Source organism: Oxalicibacterium faecigallinarum (genome assembly GCF_014635705.1).
GTDB lineage: Bacteria > Pseudomonadota > Gammaproteobacteria > Burkholderiales > Burkholderiaceae_D > Oxalicibacterium > Oxalicibacterium faecigallinarum.
Genome location: NZ_BMDI01000003.1, coordinates 94,499 through 111,907, shown reverse-complemented (window position 1 = coordinate 111,907; position 17,409 = coordinate 94,499). Strand labels below are relative to the sequence as shown.

General features: G+C 52.9%; 21 protein-coding genes and 1 tRNA gene. 15 read left to right on the top strand and 7 right to left on the bottom strand.

What is annotated here, in order from left to right; all coding sequences use genetic code 11:
- Window positions 1–57 precede the first annotated feature (57 nt).
- The gene (locus tag IEV29_RS14010; protein WP_188381950.1) at window positions 58–474 is read left to right on the top strand and encodes an acyl-CoA thioesterase; all 417 of its coding nucleotides are present in this window, start codon (window positions 58–60) and stop codon (window positions 472–474) included.
- 16 nt (window positions 475–490) lie between these two features.
- On the opposite strand, the gene IEV29_RS14005 is transcribed toward IEV29_RS14010, so the two are convergent.
- Window positions 491–2,176 (bottom strand): long-chain-fatty-acid--CoA ligase, encoded by a 1,686-nt coding sequence (locus tag IEV29_RS14005; protein WP_188381949.1) that lies wholly within the window; start codon window positions 2,174–2,176, stop codon window positions 491–493.
- Window positions 2,177–2,443: 267 nt separating this feature from the next.
- Here IEV29_RS14005 and IEV29_RS14000 point away from each other — a divergent pair, with 267 nt between their 5' ends.
- The gene (locus IEV29_RS14000) at window positions 2,444–3,637 is read left to right on the top strand and encodes a M20 aminoacylase family protein (RefSeq protein WP_188381948.1); all 1,194 of its coding nucleotides are present in this window, start codon (window positions 2,444–2,446) and stop codon (window positions 3,635–3,637) included.
- 40 nt (window positions 3,638–3,677) lie between these two features.
- Here the strand turns inward: IEV29_RS14000 and IEV29_RS13995 are convergent, their stop codons facing one another.
- Complete coding sequence (locus IEV29_RS13995; protein WP_188381947.1) at window positions 3,678–4,139, bottom strand: hypothetical protein; 462 nt, start codon at window positions 4,137–4,139, stop codon at window positions 3,678–3,680.
- 174 nt (window positions 4,140–4,313) lie between these two features.
- On the bottom strand, window positions 4,314–5,243 hold the full coding sequence (locus IEV29_RS13990) for an NAD(P)-dependent oxidoreductase (protein ID WP_268234312.1): 930 nt from the start codon (window positions 5,241–5,243) through the stop codon (window positions 4,314–4,316).
- Window positions 5,244–5,319: 76 nt separating this feature from the next.
- Here IEV29_RS13990 and IEV29_RS13985 point away from each other — a divergent pair, with 76 nt between their 5' ends.
- Window positions 5,320–6,207: an SMP-30/gluconolactonase/LRE family protein gene (locus IEV29_RS13985; RefSeq protein ID WP_188381945.1), complete on the top strand. Its 888-nt coding sequence runs from the start codon at window positions 5,320–5,322 to the stop codon at window positions 6,205–6,207.
- Between the two features lie 9 nt (window positions 6,208–6,216).
- Window positions 6,217–7,719: a glycerol kinase GlpK gene (gene glpK, locus IEV29_RS13980; protein ID WP_188381944.1), complete on the top strand. Its 1,503-nt coding sequence runs from the start codon at window positions 6,217–6,219 to the stop codon at window positions 7,717–7,719.
- Window positions 7,720–7,769: 50 nt separating this feature from the next.
- Here the strand turns inward: glpK and IEV29_RS13975 are convergent, their stop codons facing one another.
- Both IEV29_RS13975 and IEV29_RS13970 read right to left on the bottom strand, forming a co-directional pair.
- Window positions 7,770–8,273 (bottom strand): universal stress protein, encoded by a 504-nt coding sequence (locus tag IEV29_RS13975; protein ID WP_188381943.1) that lies wholly within the window; start codon window positions 8,271–8,273, stop codon window positions 7,770–7,772.
- Between the two features lie 274 nt (window positions 8,274–8,547).
- Window positions 8,548–8,623 (bottom strand) — tRNA-Thr (locus IEV29_RS13970).
- Window positions 8,624–8,994: 371 nt separating this feature from the next.
- On the opposite strand from IEV29_RS13970, the gene IEV29_RS13965 reads away from it, so the two are divergent.
- The 11 genes from IEV29_RS13965 (at window position 8,995) to IEV29_RS13915 (ending at window position 16,094) form a co-directional block, all read left to right on the top strand.
- Window positions 8,995–9,147: a hypothetical protein gene (locus IEV29_RS13965; RefSeq protein WP_188381942.1), complete on the top strand. Its 153-nt coding sequence runs from the start codon at window positions 8,995–8,997 to the stop codon at window positions 9,145–9,147.
- A gap of 70 nt (window positions 9,148–9,217) precedes the next feature.
- A complete protein-coding gene (locus IEV29_RS13960; protein WP_188381941.1) occupies window positions 9,218–9,673 on the top strand; it encodes a hypothetical protein in 456 nt (151 codons plus the stop codon).
- On the top strand, window positions 9,663–10,853 hold the full coding sequence (locus IEV29_RS13955) for a phage/plasmid replication protein, II/X family (RefSeq protein ID WP_188381940.1): 1,191 nt from the start codon (window positions 9,663–9,665) through the stop codon (window positions 10,851–10,853). Before IEV29_RS13960 ends, IEV29_RS13955 begins: the two co-directional genes overlap by 11 nt.
- 10 nt (window positions 10,854–10,863) lie before the next feature.
- Window positions 10,864–11,190 carry a single-stranded DNA-binding protein gene (locus IEV29_RS13950; protein ID WP_229726422.1) on the top strand — a complete coding sequence of 109 codons (327 nt, stop codon included), beginning with the start codon at window positions 10,864–10,866 and terminating at the stop codon, window positions 11,188–11,190.
- Between the two features lie 12 nt (window positions 11,191–11,202).
- A complete protein-coding gene (locus IEV29_RS13945) occupies window positions 11,203–11,370 on the top strand; it encodes a hypothetical protein (RefSeq protein ID WP_188381939.1) in 168 nt (55 codons plus the stop codon).
- Window positions 11,371–11,373: 3 nt separating this feature from the next.
- The gene (locus IEV29_RS13940; protein WP_188381938.1) at window positions 11,374–11,562 is read left to right on the top strand and encodes a hypothetical protein; all 189 of its coding nucleotides are present in this window, start codon (window positions 11,374–11,376) and stop codon (window positions 11,560–11,562) included.
- A 20-nt stretch (window positions 11,563–11,582) separates the two neighbouring features.
- Entirely contained in the window at window positions 11,583–11,720 is a 138-nt protein-coding gene (locus IEV29_RS13935) for a hypothetical protein (RefSeq protein ID WP_188381937.1), read from the top strand.
- A gap of 735 nt (window positions 11,721–12,455) precedes the next feature.
- Window positions 12,456–13,133, top strand: a complete 678-nt coding sequence (locus IEV29_RS13930) for a hypothetical protein (protein ID WP_188381936.1) — start codon at window positions 12,456–12,458, stop codon at window positions 13,131–13,133.
- On the top strand, window positions 13,130–13,438 hold the full coding sequence (locus tag IEV29_RS13925; RefSeq protein ID WP_188381935.1) for a DUF2523 domain-containing protein: 309 nt from the start codon (window positions 13,130–13,132) through the stop codon (window positions 13,436–13,438). Before IEV29_RS13930 ends, IEV29_RS13925 begins: the two co-directional genes overlap by 4 nt.
- 5 nt (window positions 13,439–13,443) lie before the next feature.
- A complete protein-coding gene (locus IEV29_RS13920; RefSeq protein ID WP_188381934.1) occupies window positions 13,444–14,703 on the top strand; it encodes a zonular occludens toxin domain-containing protein in 1,260 nt (419 codons plus the stop codon).
- A 524-nt stretch (window positions 14,704–15,227) separates the two neighbouring features.
- Entirely contained in the window at window positions 15,228–16,094 is an 867-nt protein-coding gene (locus IEV29_RS13915) for a tyrosine-type recombinase/integrase (protein WP_188381933.1), read from the top strand.
- Between the two features lie 3 nt (window positions 16,095–16,097).
- Here IEV29_RS13915 and IEV29_RS13910 read toward each other — a convergent pair whose 3' ends face one another.
- Both IEV29_RS13910 and IEV29_RS13905 read right to left on the bottom strand, forming a co-directional pair.
- Window positions 16,098–16,886, bottom strand: a complete 789-nt coding sequence (locus IEV29_RS13910; RefSeq protein ID WP_188381932.1) for a DUF1828 domain-containing protein — start codon at window positions 16,884–16,886, stop codon at window positions 16,098–16,100.
- Window positions 16,883–17,407: a hypothetical protein gene (locus IEV29_RS13905; protein WP_188381931.1), complete on the bottom strand. Its 525-nt coding sequence runs from the start codon at window positions 17,405–17,407 to the stop codon at window positions 16,883–16,885. Before IEV29_RS13905 ends, IEV29_RS13910 begins: the two co-directional genes overlap by 4 nt.
- Between the last annotated feature and the right edge of the window lie 2 nt (window positions 17,408–17,409).

The following is a 17,409-nucleotide window of genomic DNA, read 5'->3' as shown; positions in this document are numbered from 1 at the left end:
GTTTATTCTGCGGAAGCCGAATTGTAGCGGCTCGTGATTTTTCCCACCGGAGACAGCATGCCAAGCGAACACCACACCAATCTTCCGCAAGGAAAAATTCCCCAGATGCGCGTCGTCGCCATGCCCAGCGATGCCAATATGCATGGCGATGTCTTTGGCGGATGGATCATGTCACAGGTCGATCTGGCTGGCGCCGTCTGTGCGACACGTCGCGCCAACGGCCGCGTTGTTACCGTTGCGGTCAATTCCTTCCTCTTCAAGCAACCGGTGTTTGTCGGCGATCTGCTATCGATCTACGCTGACATCGTAAAGGCAGGGAGAACCTCGATCACTGTCAATGTTGAATGCTATGCGGAACGCAGCCAGCTTGAAACCGATATCGTCAAAGTGACGGAAGCGACCCTCACTTATGTTGCAACAGACGACCAGCGCCGACCACGCCTCCTGCCGCATATCGACTCCGTCACGAACTGAGCACGCACGTCCATAGTCAGACTGGCGCACGCACCTCGTCACGCAATTCGCGACGCAGAATTTTTCCGACGTTGGTCTTGGGCAGTTCGGTACGGAATTCGATGCTCTTCGGTTTTTTGTAACCGGTGAATTGTTCGCGGCAGTATTGCAGCAGGACTTCTTCCGTTAGATCAGGATCACGCTTGACGACAAACAGTTTGACCGCTTCGCCGGTATGCGGATCGGGCACGCCGATGCAGGCACATTCGAGTACGCCTGGATGCGCTGCAATCACACCTTCGATCTCGCTTGGATAGACATTGAAGCCGGATACCAGAATCATGTCCTTCTTGCGATCAACAATCTTGATGTAGCCGCGCTCGTCCATGATGCCGATGTCGCCCGATTTGAAGAAACCATCACTTGTCATCGACATCGATGTTTCAACCGGATTGTTCCAATAACCAGCCATCACTTGCGGACCGCGAATCGCAATTTCACCAGGCAATCCGACCATCACGTCGATATCATTGTTATCGATGATACGCACGTCCGTCGATGGCACTGGCACACCGATCGTGCCGGAAAACTCAGTCAGATCGACGGGATTGGCAGTGACCACCGGCGATGTCTCCGACAAACCGTAACCTTCGATGATGGAGACGCCGGTTGCTTCGCGCCAGCGTTCACTGACGACCTTCTGCATCATCATGCCACCGCCATTGCATAGCAATAGCTCTGAAAAATCGACCGTCTTGAAATCGGGATGATTGAGCAAGCCGTTGTACAAGGTATTCACTGCGGGCAGCAGATGGAATTTGTATTTCTTGAGCTCCTTGATCAGACCCTTGATGTCACGCGGATTGGGAATCAGGATATTCATGCTGCCCAGACGCAAGCCCGTGATGCAACAGACCGTCAGGGCGAAGATGTGATATAGCGGCAAGGCACAAACAAAGTTGAGTGCCTTGTCAGCCGGTTGCTTGCGCAACACGGGCATGATCCACGCCTCATTCTGCAACACATTGGCGATGATGTTGCGATGAGTGAGCACCGCCCCCTTGGCCGTGCCTGTCGTTCCGCCCGTGTACTGAAGAAACGCAATGTCTTCGCGATGCAATTCCGGCTTCTGCAACGACATGCTGCTGCCTTGTTGCAGTATCTGCTTGAAGGAGGTCGCACGTGGCAGCGAAAAGGCTGGCACCATTTTTTTTACATGGCGCACAACCAGATTGACAATACTTCCCTTCAGTCCGCCCAGCATGTCACCCATACTGGTCACGACCACATGCTTGACCTGCGTGCTGTCGATGACCTGTGCCAGCGTCGCCGCAAAATTTTCCAGAATGATGATGGCTTCCGCACCGGAATCAATCAGCTGATGTTGCAGCTCACGCGGTTTGTACAAGGGATTGACGTTCACCACCACATAGCCGGCGCGCAGGACAGCTGCCAGTGCAATCGGATACTGCAGAATGTTGGGCATCATCAATGCCACGCGCGCGCCTTTAGGCAGGCCGCTGCTTTGCAACCATGCCGCGACGTATTCGGAATAGCGGTCGACCTCGCGATAGGTCAAAAACTTGTCCATGCATACGTAGGCGTTACGATCGGCATACTTGCTGAATGTCTCTTCCAGCAACTGCACCAGAGAATCGTATTGTCTATAGTCAATCTCCGCCGGCACACCCTGCGGATACGACTGCAACCATAACTTGTTCATCTCCACCACCTCGCATGCGTCTTATTATTGGCCGTGCAGCCCTGTATCAATCCTGACCTTGTGGGAAGATGCTATCGGTCGAATCTGTCAAACGCAAGTATTTTGCATGCATTCTTCCGCTCACCTCCCATGAATAAACGAAGGCGCTTGTCTGCTGCCCTTCCCGTTTTGACGTACCATAACGAGATACCTGCCATGCCCAATCGCAACCTCATGTACGGATCATTCGCCGCACATGCAGGTGATTGCAAGATAGACGGAAAATTCATGAATCTGATCGATCCCATCCTTGAGTTCCAGACCGAATTGCAAACGATCCGACGCACCATCCACGCGCATCCCGAACTGTGTTTTGAGGAGCACGATACAGCGGAGCTGGTAGCGAACAAACTGACGGAATGGGGCATTCCGATTGTCCGCGGTCTTGGCGTCACAGGCGTGGTCGGCATCCTCAAGAACGGCGGCAGTGGTCGCGCCATTGGACTGCGCGCCGATATGGATGCGTTGCCAATGCAGGAAATCAACACTTTTCCGCATACCTCAAAAAATGACGGGAAAATGCATGCCTGCGGGCACGATGGCCACACAGCCATGTTGCTGGGCGCAGCACACTATCTGGCACAGCATCGCAACTTTGATGGCACGATCTATCTGATCTTCCAGCCAGCGGAAGAAGGCGGCGGCGGAGCCAAGCGCATGATGGACGACGGCCTGTTCAAACAGTTCAACATGGATGCTGTTTTTGGCATGCATAACTGGCCTGGCATACCTGTTGGCCAGTTTGGCGTCACTGCGGGTGCAATGATGGCGTCCAGCAACGAGTTTGAAGTGATCGTGAACGGTAAAGGCTGTCACGCCGCACAGCCACATAAAGGCATTGATCCGGTGATGGTTGCCGTCCAGATCGCGCAAAGCTGGCAAACCATCATTACGCGCAATCGTAATCCGCTGGATGCTGCGGTTTTATCGATTACCCAGATTCATGGTGGGAGCGCGACGAATGTGATTCCCGATGATGCACGCCTTATCGGCACGGTACGGACATTCAATCTGCGTAGTCTTGATCTGATCGAAGAGCGCATGCGTCAGATTGCAGAGCATACGGCACAGGCATTCGATGCGACTGTCGAGTTTCATTTCAAACGCAACTATCCGCCGCTCATTAACCATGAAGCGGAAACCGCATTTGCCGCGCAGATCATGCAGGATGTCGTTGGCACCGAAAACGTCGATATTCACGTCGAACCAACGATGGGTGCGGAAGACTTTGCTTTCATGCTGCAGGAAAAGCCGGGCTGTTACGTTTTCATCGGTAATGGCGAAGGAGATCATCGAATGGCGGGGCATGGTCTTGGCCCATGCAATCTGCACAATCCAAGCTATGACTTCAATGATGATTTGCTGCCGATCGGCGCAACCTATTGGGTACGCCTTGCCGAAGCGTGGCTTGCCCGCAGGTAGTTGAAGCGCGCTGTACGTCAAATTACAGCGCGCTTTCCTCCTATTGCAGTACGGCGACCACTTGCTGGCCGTACTGAATCAGATAACCCCCATGCTCTGCCTGCCAGGCATCCGCGCTCGCACGATTGGCAAACCAGTTCTGCTGATAATCGGCATACATCCCCATATCAAGGCGATATCGATCCAGCATGCTGACCGGCTGCCGATCAATCTCCATCTTGCATCGCTCCCATGCCGGATAACCCAGCTCTCGTGCCAGCATGTGCAAGACGTGTTTGAGCTGGATCGAATCCCGCACGGCATACAGATCCTGCAATAACAGTTCTGGCGTGACTTTCTGGGTGATCAGACGTCGCAGCACGGGTAATGCGCGTGAAGCAGGCGCTTGCCGGATATCGCGCAAAAGCTGCCGCGCATACCGACGCAAGAAGGTGGTGTTCTCAGGAGCCTTGTTCAGTCCGTAGCGACTGCAATCAATGACGGGAGGTGTGGTTGACCACATGACGTTTCCTTTCAGATCATCGTCTCTCGCTACGACATCAAAAGTTTAACGTTGCGGTTCGTCCAGATGGATGAAACGTGAGTTGAAAACAACAGGTGCATCGGCTTTTGCGAGAACAGGCATCCTGTCATGCCTGCGTACATTGTAAGACAATCGTCGATCCACTTCAATCCGTCAGCCTTGTGCAGGTAACTGATCAGGGGCCGTACCCAGACGCAAGCCTTCATTTTCTTTTTCGAGTGCGAGCAGGACGGCACACTGATCAGCACGCGGCGCGACGGGCATCAAAGACTGGTAATGCCGTGTCACCAGCTCCGTTACCGGCAAACGCAATCCTGCATTACCGGCGGCAATCAGAACGTTTTCCAGATCCTTGTGCTGGCTCATGACTTGACCACCCGGCATGAAGTTGCGCTCAAGCATGCGTTGCCCATGCACTTCCAGAATACGGCTTTCTGCAAAACCGCCACGAATCGCCGTGCGGACTGCCGCCGGATCTGCACCACCCGCCTGCGCCAGCAACAAGGCTTCCGCCACGATATTCAATGTCCCGCCGACGATAAGCTGATTGCACAGTTTTGCAATCTGGCCGCAGCCTGCCGGGCCAACCAGTGTCGGTCGCCCCATGACACGCAATACGGCTTCCGCGTCAGCAAAATCGTCCGCACTACCACCTGCCATGATTGCCAATGTACCCGCCTGCGCACCGACTACCCCACCCGACACCGGTGCATCGATGAAACGCACACCTGATGCCGCCAGCAAGGCGTGCATGTCCTGCGCCTCTGACTGTCGCGTGGAGCTCATGTCGATCAACAGCGTACCTGTACGCAAGCCGGTTAGCGCCGCATTCACCACCTGGGCAACGACAGGGCCAGCCTCCAGCATGGTGATCACAATATCCGCCTGACGCACCGCCTCAGCGGGCTGATCGGCAACCTGTGCGCCAGACGCCAGCAGTTCTTCCGACTTGGCACGTGTGCGATTCCACACTGTGACGGCATATCCCGCCTGCAATAATCGGGTTGCCATGGGTTTTCCCATGAGACCGATACCGAGAAAGGCGATCGTTGGTTTGGCTTGAGGCACTGCAGACTGCGTCACTTCCGACTCCTTGAAGAGAATATAGAACGATATTTTGCCTGCATAATGGGCATTCCACTTTGAAAAGGCAAATCTGATGATGGAAAACTGCCAATCTGCGCTGGACGTACGCATGCAACTGGGCGAGTGCCCACTTTGGCATCCCAAAGAATCCGTACTGTACTGGGTTGATATCGATGGTTGTGCTGTGCATCGCTTTTCCCCCGCCGAAAACGCGCATACGCAATGGAAAATGCCGACCGAACCAGGTTGCATTGCACTACGTGCCGGCGGTGGCTTGCTGGTTGCGCTGCGCTCCGGACTTGCCTTTCTGGATACGTCCACCGGTGTCTTGACCATGCAGGCACCACCACCTTATGACCCCGCAACCACACGCTTCAACGATGGCAGAGTTGATGCTGCGGGACGATTCTGGGTCGGCGCGATCTACGAACCACGCGACCAGGCCAACGCGGCGTTATATCGCGTACAAGAAAATGTTCTTCACGACAGTGGCAAGCGTGCAACCGTGTCTAATGGACTTGCGTTCAGTCCCGACAATCGCACCATGTACCACAGCGATACAACCAGTCACCGCATCTTTGCGTACGACTATGATGTGCAAACCGGTACGATTTCCGATGAGCGCGTGTTCCATGCCTTTTCTAAGGAGCGTACCGATCAGTATGGCGGGCGCCCTGACGGCGGCGGCGTCGACAGTGAAGGTGCATACTGGGCTGCCATGTATGAGGGCGGCAGACTGGTCCGTTTCGCACCGGACGGGACGTTCCTGCAAGAGATTGCCTTGCCGGTTCGCTGTCCGACCATGATGGCGTTCGGCGGCGATGATTTGCGCACGCTCTACATCACGACGGTCAGTAAGAATCGTCCAGAATCAGAACTCGCGCAACATCCGCTGTCCGGCCACCTTCTGCAAGTGCGCGTTGACGTTCCCGGTTTGCCTGAGCATTTTTATCAAGACTAACTTTTCGTTATGAGCCAGTACGTTCTTGCGCTCGATCAAGGGACCACCAGCTCCCGCGCCATCCTTTTTGATCGCGCCGGTCGTCCATACGACGTAGCGCAACAGGATTTTCCACAGCTTTTCCCCCATCCGGGTTGGGTAGAACACGATGCGATAGCGATTTGGGAAAGCCAACTGGCCGTGGCGCGACAAGTGATGCGAAATGCCAATGTTTCGGCACAGGATATTGCCGCCATTGGCATTGCCAACCAGCGAGAAACAACTGTTTTATGGGACCGCAAGACCGGGGAGCCGATCGCCAACGCCATTGTTTGGCAAGACAGACGGACTGCATCCATCTGCGAGTCACTGCGTGACGCCGGCCTGGGCACACTGTTTCAGCAGAAAACCGGACTGGTACTCGATGCCTACTTCTCAGGCACCAAATTAAAGTGGCTGCTCGACCATGTACCGAACACCCGCGCTCGCGCAGAGCGCGGTGAGCTGGCCTTTGGCACGATTGATAGCTGGCTGATCTACAAACTGTGCGGTCGCCATCTGACCGATGTGAGCAATGCATCTCGCACATTGCTGTTTAACATTCATACGCTGCAATGGGATGACGAATTACTCTCCGCACTCACGATTCCACGGTCTCTCTTACCTGAAGTAACGCCCAGTAGCGGCATCGTTGCGCATTGCAATGCCGAATGGTTTGGCCGCACGCTTCCGATCGCAGGTTTGGCTGGCGATCAGCAAGCTGCCACCTTTGGCCAAGCCTGTTTTCAACCAGGCATGGCGAAGAACACTTACGGCACCGGCTGTTTCATGTTACTGAACACGGGTAACAGTCCGATTACATCCCATAATCAGCTTTTGACCACCGTCGGCTGGCAATGTACCTCGAACACCGCAGCGGTTGATTACATGCTGGAAGGTAGTGTTTTCATGGCAGGTGCCATTGTGCAGTGGCTGCGTGACGAATTAGGCCTCATTCAGCAATCAGCCGACATTGAAGCACTGGCCAGCAGTACATCCGATTCAAATGGCGTTTGGTTCGTACCTGCCTTCAATGGATTAGGCGCGCCATATTGGGATCCTTATGCAAGGGGTACGCTGCTGGGCATGACACGCGGTACCAGCAAGGCACACATTGCCCGCGCAGCGCTTGAGAGCATCGCTTATCAGTCCGCAGATCTCATGACAGCGATGCAAAAGGATGCCTCCGTTCCGTTGCTTGCGTTACGCGTGGATGGTGGCGCCTCACGCAATAATTTGCTCATGCAATTTCAGGCAGATATTCTTGGCTCGCCTGTTATCCGACCGGTCGTTACAGAAACCACGGCACTTGGTGCTGCGTACCTTGCCGGGCTGGGCGTGGGCTTCTGGCAAGACGCAGACGAAATTGCCGGCTTTTGGCAAGTAGATCGTTGCTTTGAACCCCGAATGTCAGTCGATGAGCGCTCGTCGCGGCTGTCCATTTGGCATCGCGCGGTGGAGCGCTCTCGCGGATGGGACAGCCCCAGCGAGTAACCCAGACAAACAAAAGGCTGCTCAAAGATAGCCTTTAATGGACAGAAAACTTATTCGACTGCGAGCCAAAGAAACGCCAGCCCTACCCCCACAGGAATTCCGAACCGCTCCAGTTTTCCTGCTTCGCCGCGTGCCACGATTTCAACCGGCTTTTCTGTCAGCGCCATCACCCTGTTGACGACGGATCCCTGAAAAAATCTCGTCAATGCATTTTTTCGTGTCGTGCCCATCACAATTTTGTCCGCTTCCATTTGGAGCGCGCCTTGGGCAATTTGCTCAGCCACATTGCCTTTATATACATGCAAGTCATATGGGACACCAGCAGCTGTCAGCATAGACATCGCGTCTTTCATTGCCTCCTCGGCGCGCTCCGCTTGCAATTGCCTGACGGCCTTAGCTGAGGCGAATCTCGTGATGTGCCTCGGCAAGCGCGGCTGAACATTAGTCAACGCCACCTTGATTGGCTCTGCGTGCAATACGCGTTGATGAATGACATGCTTTACCGCCGTCAGAGCACTTTTTGAGCCATCGACAGGAATGAGAATATTCAGCATGACGTCCTCCATTGTTGTGTTGGTGCAGCACACTGCACCAAATGGCGGGCTCCATTTCTTGCCCCCATGACTTCAACATAGGAGAAGGATTGCAGGGCGTCAATCTGTTTATCATCTTCAAGGCCATGAAAAAAGCCAAGCGTGCTTCGTCAACTGTCAAATGAGAAGCAGGTCTCGACAATCATCTGGCAAGGGCAATTCTGCAGAATTTTTCGTTTCGAAAAGCAGGAGTTACAAAAGCAAAACGGCTTGCACAAGGCAAGCCGTTTTTATTTGGTGCTGATGAGACGAATCGAACGTCCGACCTACTGATTACGAATCAGTTGCTCTACCGACTGAGCTACATCAGCAAGTCGAGCATTATAACCGCGAACCTTCTTATTTTTCAATTCGTGCCTAGCAATTATCTCCAAGACTTCTTCAGCAGGTACTTTTGCCGCTCTTGATATAGCTAATGCTGCAGCCGCGCTAGGCATGCTCTGGCTTTTTACGTATCTGTCGAGATTTGATTGCGGTATGCCCCAAACCATTGCCGCTCTATTTACCGTCATCCCATCCAGTGCTTTAGCTATCAGTTCGTCGTAGGTCATAGTAATTTCCAAATAGAAATAGTTACCCATATTGGGTATCTTCCGCATCAAGTTACCCAAATCGGGTAACCGTGATTTGGTTACTCATATTTGGTAGCCGAACAATATCACAACGCCGAAAAAGGTAAACCATGCCGCGTATTCACCCGCACCACTGCTCTGACTACCTCTGGTTCTATGCACGCCGTCTGTGTCACGACATGACACCGGCCCAGTTGGCTGAATCGGATGCGTTCTACGCCTCGGTATTGATGCAAGCCGGTGGACTCGGTGCAGCGTGGTAACCATGACCAACTTCCTTTGGTTCCTCGGCTCTCTGGCCGTCACCATCATCTCTGGCTGGATGACCTACGCATGATCCGCTACGAGATCCACACCGCAAACGGCTGCTACATCACTGGCAGCGATAGCGATTTCCTCGCAGTCATCCTTAAAGCAAAGAAGGCAAAGGCCCGCGCACTGGCAGATCTGCCTTTCTCGCGCTTTCGCGTTCGCATCGTCTATCCGAATGGATCGACGGTGACCAAAGCGGACATCAAGTCGGCGCTACAAGCCCTCGCCAACAAGGCCGTTTATCACGCCGTAGAGAGTCGTTTGCGGGTGAATGCTCGCGGCGCGGACCGCAGGAACGAGGACCGCACCGCGGGCGTTCAGCCCGCGCTGTTGTCCGTCGCAGTAGGTTCCGGTTTTTGTCAGGCGGGCGTGGTAGCACCGCCTGACAGTCCCGATTTTGGGAATCCCGTCGTTTTCAGCAAAGGCAAGTTCGCGGGTCGTTTTGCAGTCAAGTCGAGGTCATCCCATGGCGTATGACACGATCAAACTGAAGTCACCGCCACTGGATCGCCAGCTCGTGCAGAAGATCGAGCAGCAATGCATGTTGCGCTCTGGTCAGGACATGGCCACCGGCGAGATCCTGTACGAACTGTTCAGCGGCCAACTACTAGGGTCATGGGATTCGCGGATCTCGGTGGTGCCGAAGTACGAGGACTTCGTCATCAACAAAAGTGGTCGTCCTGTGCTGCAGCCATGCGAACCGTACTTGTTGATCGAGGCATCCGTGCACAAGGTGTTCTTCGGTCACAACGTGTACGGTGGCCCGACTGACTTCCAGCAGGTGTGTAGCGACTTCGTTGTGCTGCTGGAGGATCTGCTGCAGGTCGAGTTGCCACCGGCCAGAGGTTGGACAGTTCACCGCGTCGACGTGGCCTCCGTCTATCGCTTGTCGAAAGCAGCCTGCAAGGAATTCTTCGACGGCATTCAACTGATCAATTTTCCGCGACGTAAGCGCGGATCTGCGAAGTACGACATGGCGGCGTATTTCGCAGGCAAAACCACCACCGTCAAGTTCTATCACAAAGGCACTGAATTCCAGGTGCACGAGCGGGCAAGGCTCCGCAACTTCTTCGGCAATTTGTTCACGCACTTGTACGGCATCGATGACAAGGGCAACCGTGAACGTGTCGAGAAAAAAATCAACGCGCTCCAACGACTGGCCGATAGCAGGCTGCGCGTCGAGGTCGAGGTACATAGCGACAAATTTCAGTATGACTTTGAGAAAAATCCACGCGTCGATGAAGTGACAGACGCCTATCTGCAGCAGGTGTACGACAAGGAAATAGAGAAGCTGCTACGTGAAGGGAAACAAGGCATGGATACCGTTAGAGACAACAACGCAGTGATGCATCGATTGATCGGCATGTACGGCCATTTAGCAGGCATGCGGCTGCACGGATTCTGGATGCAGCTATCAGGCATGGGCGACGACAAGGCACGCACGTACTGCTCGAAAACCGTCTTTTATCGAAACAGAAAATTACTTGAAGAAGCAGGCGTCTCGTGGCGATGCACGGACGTGGTCATCGTCGCAAATGATGGCGCGCTGCCATATGACTTCTCACCAGTTCGCAGTGACAAGCGGTTGTGTTTTTTACCGGCACGCAATCGCACTGAGTATCAAGTTAGCCGGGAAATGATGCGCTTAGCCGCTTAAGGAGAATCACATGGCAGAACCAGCAGTCGCAACACCACTACAACCACGTCAAACCTTGCAACCAATGCAGGTAGCGATCAAGGGCCGTATCGAAGCATCGCGCATGTTCAACGGCAATCGCTACACACGCATCACGACACCGGCAGCCGATCAGTACTCGCGTCCGCAAACGGTCGAGATCCGCAGCAAGGGCAAGCTCGGTGAAAAAGGCGAAGAGGCCACCGTCATGGCAACGCTCGGCGGCTTCACACGTCGTCCGTATCAGACCAAGGACAACGACAGCGGCGAGATTGTCACGATCACGCCGGTAGATCTGACGTTAGACGCAATTGAATAAAAGGAGACTGCAATGAGTTTGTTTGATTGGATGTCGCGACGCATGGATGAAGCCGACAACGATAACGAACACTGCTGCGATGAATGCGGCATGTGTACGGATGACAAGTCCAGAACGATCTACATCGAGAGTCAGGACAAGACGTTGTGTCTCGAATGTGCATCGGACGCGCTCGGTTAAGTCATGACATCCGCAGACGCACAACTCATTGCCGCCGCAATCAATCGACTCTGTGACATCGCAGAGTTGATTTTCCGTATTCCTCCGGGAGAGCAGTTACTTGCCCTGTTCTCCGTCGGCTTCGTAACGCCTATGACGTTGTATCTCGTGTCGTATGGCGCTGGGTTGCTGGTGAATTTCTGGCGAGATTAATCTTTGAAGGGAGTTTCAAAATGGGTGATTACGCAGACATCGTCGCAGCAGTATCCGTAGCCGGTCTGGTCGCTGGCATCTTCGCAATGGCCGTGGTCAAGGTTGGCCCGAACGTCGCGAAGTGGGGCGCAAACAAGCTGGCTAACTTCTTCCGTTAATCAACGGTTGAATCAGTGCACCGCAAGACCGGCCGGCTTGCGGTTTTTTTTTCGCGTGAAGGGAGATAAAAATGATCTGGGCTATTTTGATGTTCTTCTCCGGTGCCTTCTGTGCACTGGCCGTTAAAGCAGGTTTCAGCAATGCGTAAGTTCCCTATCTGCTGGTGGTGCATCTTATTGGCAATGATCACCGTCACCGCATGCAATACGGCCTCCGCACAGGTAGTTACCTATTACACATGGCGCTATGGCGCTACTCCTAATTACACGCCCTCTGGTACCGTCTATCAATCGCCTGAGGCTGCTTGTGCTGCAGCTGGCGCCGCCACTGGTTTCACTTTTACTGTTGGTGCTGCGGCAGGAACTAATTACAACTGCAATACTTCTTCAGGTTGGTCTGGTTATAGAGCCTTACGACAGACAACGTGCAATGACCTCGGCATGCTTCAAAACGGCGTCTGCGTCGCAAAGCCACTGCCTCCGCAATGTACCGCTGGTGAGTTCACCAGATTCACCATGGTTACAGGTACTGGTCCCATCTCGGCAGCGACCAGCAGTCAAGGATGGGAATGGCCGTCTAGTGATGGCACATGTAACGTCGACTTTGACACTGTTGAAAAGTGCGGATCAACCACAAATGCAGACGGTGTCACAAAGACGTTTAGGTGTACGTTCACTGGCAAGAAAACCGGTACTGCCACTCCTACGTCTGAAAGCCCACCGCAATCTACAACAATGCCTTCCGACTCGAAGCCTGAGAAAGTCACGCCGTTCAATCCGCAGACCGGCCAAGGCTGTCCAGCTGGAACGACCGCAATCGGCGTTGATTCGTCTGGTACATCGATCTGTGCGGGATCTGGCACAAGTCCATCGACACCAACGCAGACCGAAGTCAGAGAGCCAACCGTCAACGTTACCAATCCAGACGGCAGCACCTCCAGCACGGACGTTATACGGCGAACCAATGCAGATGGCAGCGTGACCACCACAACGATCAACGTCAACATTTCGCCGACAGGTGTGAAGACCACGACGACATCAACCGTGACCGGTAATGCACCAGGTGGAGGGGCAGGAAAGAATGACAAAGCTAACGACGATCCAAAAGGGAACTCGCCGGTCGCAACGGGCGAACTCTATGCCAAAAAGGACAAGACATTCCAGACTGTTTTCGGTGCTTGGAAAACGAGTCTTGAGACGGCTCCTGTGGTCGCTGCTGGCAAGGCTTTTTTCACGGTGAACGTATCCGGTGGTGGATGCCCGTCATGGTCGGCTGACGTGCCTTATCTGAATACGACCATTTCCATGGGCGACATTTTCTGTGGCTCGACTGCAAACAGCATCTACGCTGTCATCAAGATCGGCCTGCTGATCGGTGCCGCGTACATGGCATTCAGGATGGCTTTCCTATGATCGAAGCATTTACAGGGTGGCTCCTTGAGCTGGTACTCAAGGTCATTAAATCGATATGGGATCTGCTGACCGATATCGCGATTGCGGTCACAGATCTTGTGTTGTCTGCACTGGCTGCTGTCATCCGTGCGATACCTGCACCGGAATTCCTGACGCAGTACGGCATCGGCAATCTCATCAATCAGTTTTCCAGCGACATTTTGTTTTTCGCATCGGCGTTCGGTCTGAATGACTGCTTTGCGGTGCTGGCCGCTGGCTTCGGCTTTCGCATGGTGCGGAAGATCGTCACACTCGGACAATGGTGATCTGAATGCTCTTATTCCACGGTGGATTGCCGCGTTCTGGCAAGTCGTATGAATCGGTGGTTGAACACCTGATACCGGCCATCAAGAAGGGCCGTAAAGTCTATGCGCGTATCGATGGTCTGAACTTCGAGAAGATCGCGTCACTGGCCGAGGTCACGCTCGATCGCTGTCAGGATCTCTTGCAGCATCTGACGGAAGAACAGACGCAGCACATCGAGCAGCAAAAGTTTGATATCGGCTCGCTCATCATCATCGATGAGGTGCAAAACTACTGGCCGGATAAGCGCCAGCCGCTGAGTGCTGAGATGACCAAGTTCGTATCGGAACACGGTCACCAAGGCCTGGACATTCTGCTCATGGGGCAGGAGTTCAAGGACATGCACAAGCTCTGGAAAAATCGTGTCAGTCAGAAAGTCGAGTTCCGCAAGCTCGATATGGTGGGTAAGGCGAAGGAGTATCGCTGGATCTTGTTTAAGGCCGTCTCGCCGCAAAAGTTCGTCGAGGTCACCAAGGGCACACGTCCATACGATGAAAAGTACTTTGGTACCTACAAGTCGTTTGAGGAAGGCGCAGAGGGCAACCAGCTCTATGACGACAAACGCGCAAACGTCTGGAACAGCAAGGCGTTCAAACTCTGGATTCCACTATTCGGTGCCGTGTTCCTGTTCGCCATTGGTTATCTGTGGTGGGCGTTCTATGGCGGTGGACTGGCCGAGCAAACGACGGCCAACTTGCCGCCACCGCCAGAGCAAAAGCAAGAGATCAAGGTGCCGGTAGTCGCTGGCCCGCCGCCTACAGTCGTGATCACGCAAGAGGTGTTACCGGCGAAGGAACCAGAGCCGCAGAAGCCCATTGACGTCATCGATGGTCTGTCGAAGAAGTACCGTCTGCGTGTCAGCGCGATCCTGCGTTCCAAGAACAGCGAATCCGCCATGTTCGAATGGTATGACGACGGCCTGAAATTGAAAGAGCGTCTATCGCTGTTCACACTGGTCAAGCTCGGTTACACGGTGTTCATCGATGAAGATATGCGCTATGCGACATTGACGAGCGCCGATGGCCGTCAGTACCTGGCTACGCAGTTTTCGACAGAAAACGAAGGCAGAGTACCGGACGCCAAAATTCGTGAGGTCGCAGGCTATCCAGATCGCCAAGGGTTCACACCACCCACGGAAGAGAATCGAAGCAGCAGCGCCGGTAACTTGGCCGATGGCTGGGGCGTTCTTGGCAAAGCACCTGAAGGTGTTAGACAGCCCGGATCTTGAAAGCCCAACCAACTGAGCATCACTATCGCAGCTAGGGCGATTTGAGCCCTAGCCGTGTCTCAAGGCATGCAGGAGCGTCTTGGCGGGCCGTCCCCGCCAGCGACGATGCCGCAGCGCTATGTCAGTATCCGCGCAATCTTCTTAGTTCGGCTTGAGCCGGATCTCGAGGGGCTAGCGCATCGCAAGATTGATTAGTGAATACAGTTTTTCCACCTTGTGTGCATCTGCTTATTTCTTGTGCATTTTGCTGCTGCGTTTTCAATTCAGTTTTGCTAGCTACATTTGCACTTGCGGTCGTGACCGTCACAGTGGTTGTGCTGCTGAATGAGCTAGAACTGGTTGTAGTAGTTGTTGTACTCAATGGCTTGGCTGTACTACCCATGACGAAGCCTGCTTGAGCAGAAGCTTGGACAGTAACCGCAGTCAAGACTGCAAATAGAAGTTGATTGGCAATCTGCATAATCGTTAACTTGGCAACAATGGAATGCGTCGATTATATTGCCGTTTTGAAATGAATTAGATTGATGCAGCAGCTAGATTTCTTCAATGCCGCGTCAACTAGCAGCAATCTCCCATATACATGGGATGACGCTGTAGCGCGGTGGACACAAGAGCAATCTCATAAGGCCAGTTTGAAAACTGACCTTATGCATTTTCGATGGCTTGAACCATTCCTTGCAGGTCGCCCGCTGCATTCAATCGATCGCGCAATGATCGAAAAGATCCGGCAGGCCAAGATTGATTCCGGTGCATCTAACGCAACAGTAAATCGCGTTCTTGCTGTACTCAGATCTGTCTTGCGTCGAGCATGTATCGATTGGGAGTGGCTAACCAAAGTCCCTTACTTCAGGTTGCTGAAAGAGCCCACACGACGCATTAGATTCTTGACCAAAGAAGAAGCGATAAAACTTCTACACGAACTCCCGCCACATCTTTCTGACATGGCGGCATTCACGTTAGCCACAGGATTACGACGTGCAAATGTCACCGGCCTGCGATGGGATCAGGTCAACCTCACATTGCGCCAAGCGTGGATCCATCCCGATCAAGCCAAGGCAAGAAAGCCTATTGCTGTACCGCTGAATAACGATGCATTTATGATCGTCGCTAAACAACACGGCAAGCACCGCACGCATGTTTTCAGTTATGAGGGAAAACCTATAACGCAAGCTAGCACTGCAGCTTGGTACAAAGCATTAAAGAGATGTGGTATTGAGGATTTTAGGTGGCATGATTTACGCCATACATGGGCAAGCTGGCATGCTCAGGCAGGAACGCCACTATTCGTGCTACAAGAATTAGGCGGATGGGAGAGTGCGGAGATGGTTCGCCGCTATGCACATTTATCAACAACGCACTTAGCTAACTATGCCCGCAACTCTACCCTATAGACGTTAATTCAGATAATCGTTTCCTGCTAGCGCACCGATTCTTGCCATCGCTGCACTTTCGTCTCCTCGAAAGCTAGGCGTTGCATCCAAGCGATTGAATGCTCGACGTAATGGGCGACCACTTATCTGAGGAGGCTTTTCCTTCTCAAGAAGAAGAGCTACTTTCACATTAGCTTTGGCTAAACGCGACTCCATCCAAAGCATCACAGACTCATCTACTTTGCTGTCACTCGTAGCAAAGTACAGTGCTACCGGCGGGCCTACTTTAGGTCGAATTACTGCATCTACTATGAAGTCAGGTAAGGTCTTAGATACCATGGAATGAAATTCCAAAGTTGCTTTACCTTCAAACTCTTTTTTCAAAGCTTCTTGTGCGTCTTCACTCCACGCATTTTTTACTGTCTCATGATTCAACATCTCGAGATCTCGCACACGTAACATCAGTGCTATGAAACGCATCGCCTCGTTAGGAATCTCTTCTTCTGTTACGTACTCTGAATTAATTTCGAAGCTATCGTCATCAAAGTGACAGTTATATTCTGAGAGCATGCGTTGAAATGCATCGGCACGAACACCGTTATCCAAGTTGACGCCGCTTGCTTCTAGCATAGGAACTATCAGTCCTGAATCCTCAAGACGATAAAGCGTTTGCTCAATTGGATGTCGGGTTATATAAAAACCTATCGTGTCGCCATCAGATGCACTGAAGCCGGTCCGTACAGCAAATCCTGCCGGCACTTTCCGTACCTCTAGCTCCCCACAAAATGCTTCACACAATTGTTCTTTATTCATGGGCCTTCCCCAAATAGGGATTCAGTACCTGATTCTGATGGCATATTCTGAAATGCTTTTTGCAATCCAAAATGTCTAATTGCCGGTTCCAGTGCATCGTATTCATGAACCCTGAATTCAGTATTTCGATGGTACTCTTTTGCATCTGGCAAGCGCACCATTTCTGTGTATCGCATGCGACCTACGTTTTCTGGCCTTCCAGGTTTACAGCATCCATGTATATGCCAGCCGGGATGAGTACCATGAAATTCCAAAACTCCGATTACCTCAGTGTCGCTGCCCCTTACATACCCTAGTGCAGCTAGATAGTTTTCTTTTGCGGAGTGAAATGCTATTAGCAATCTGCATTCTCGCCCAGCAGCTTCCAACCCCATAATTCTCCAATGCCATCCGCCACCCAGGCGTATTACTCTGGACTTGGAAAGGGGAAAACCGTTTCCTGTTTTTGGCATTTTTTTATCACTCCATTTTCCAACGGCAGTGATAACTTTTGGTAGGGAACGGAATTGTTTTAGACTCATGC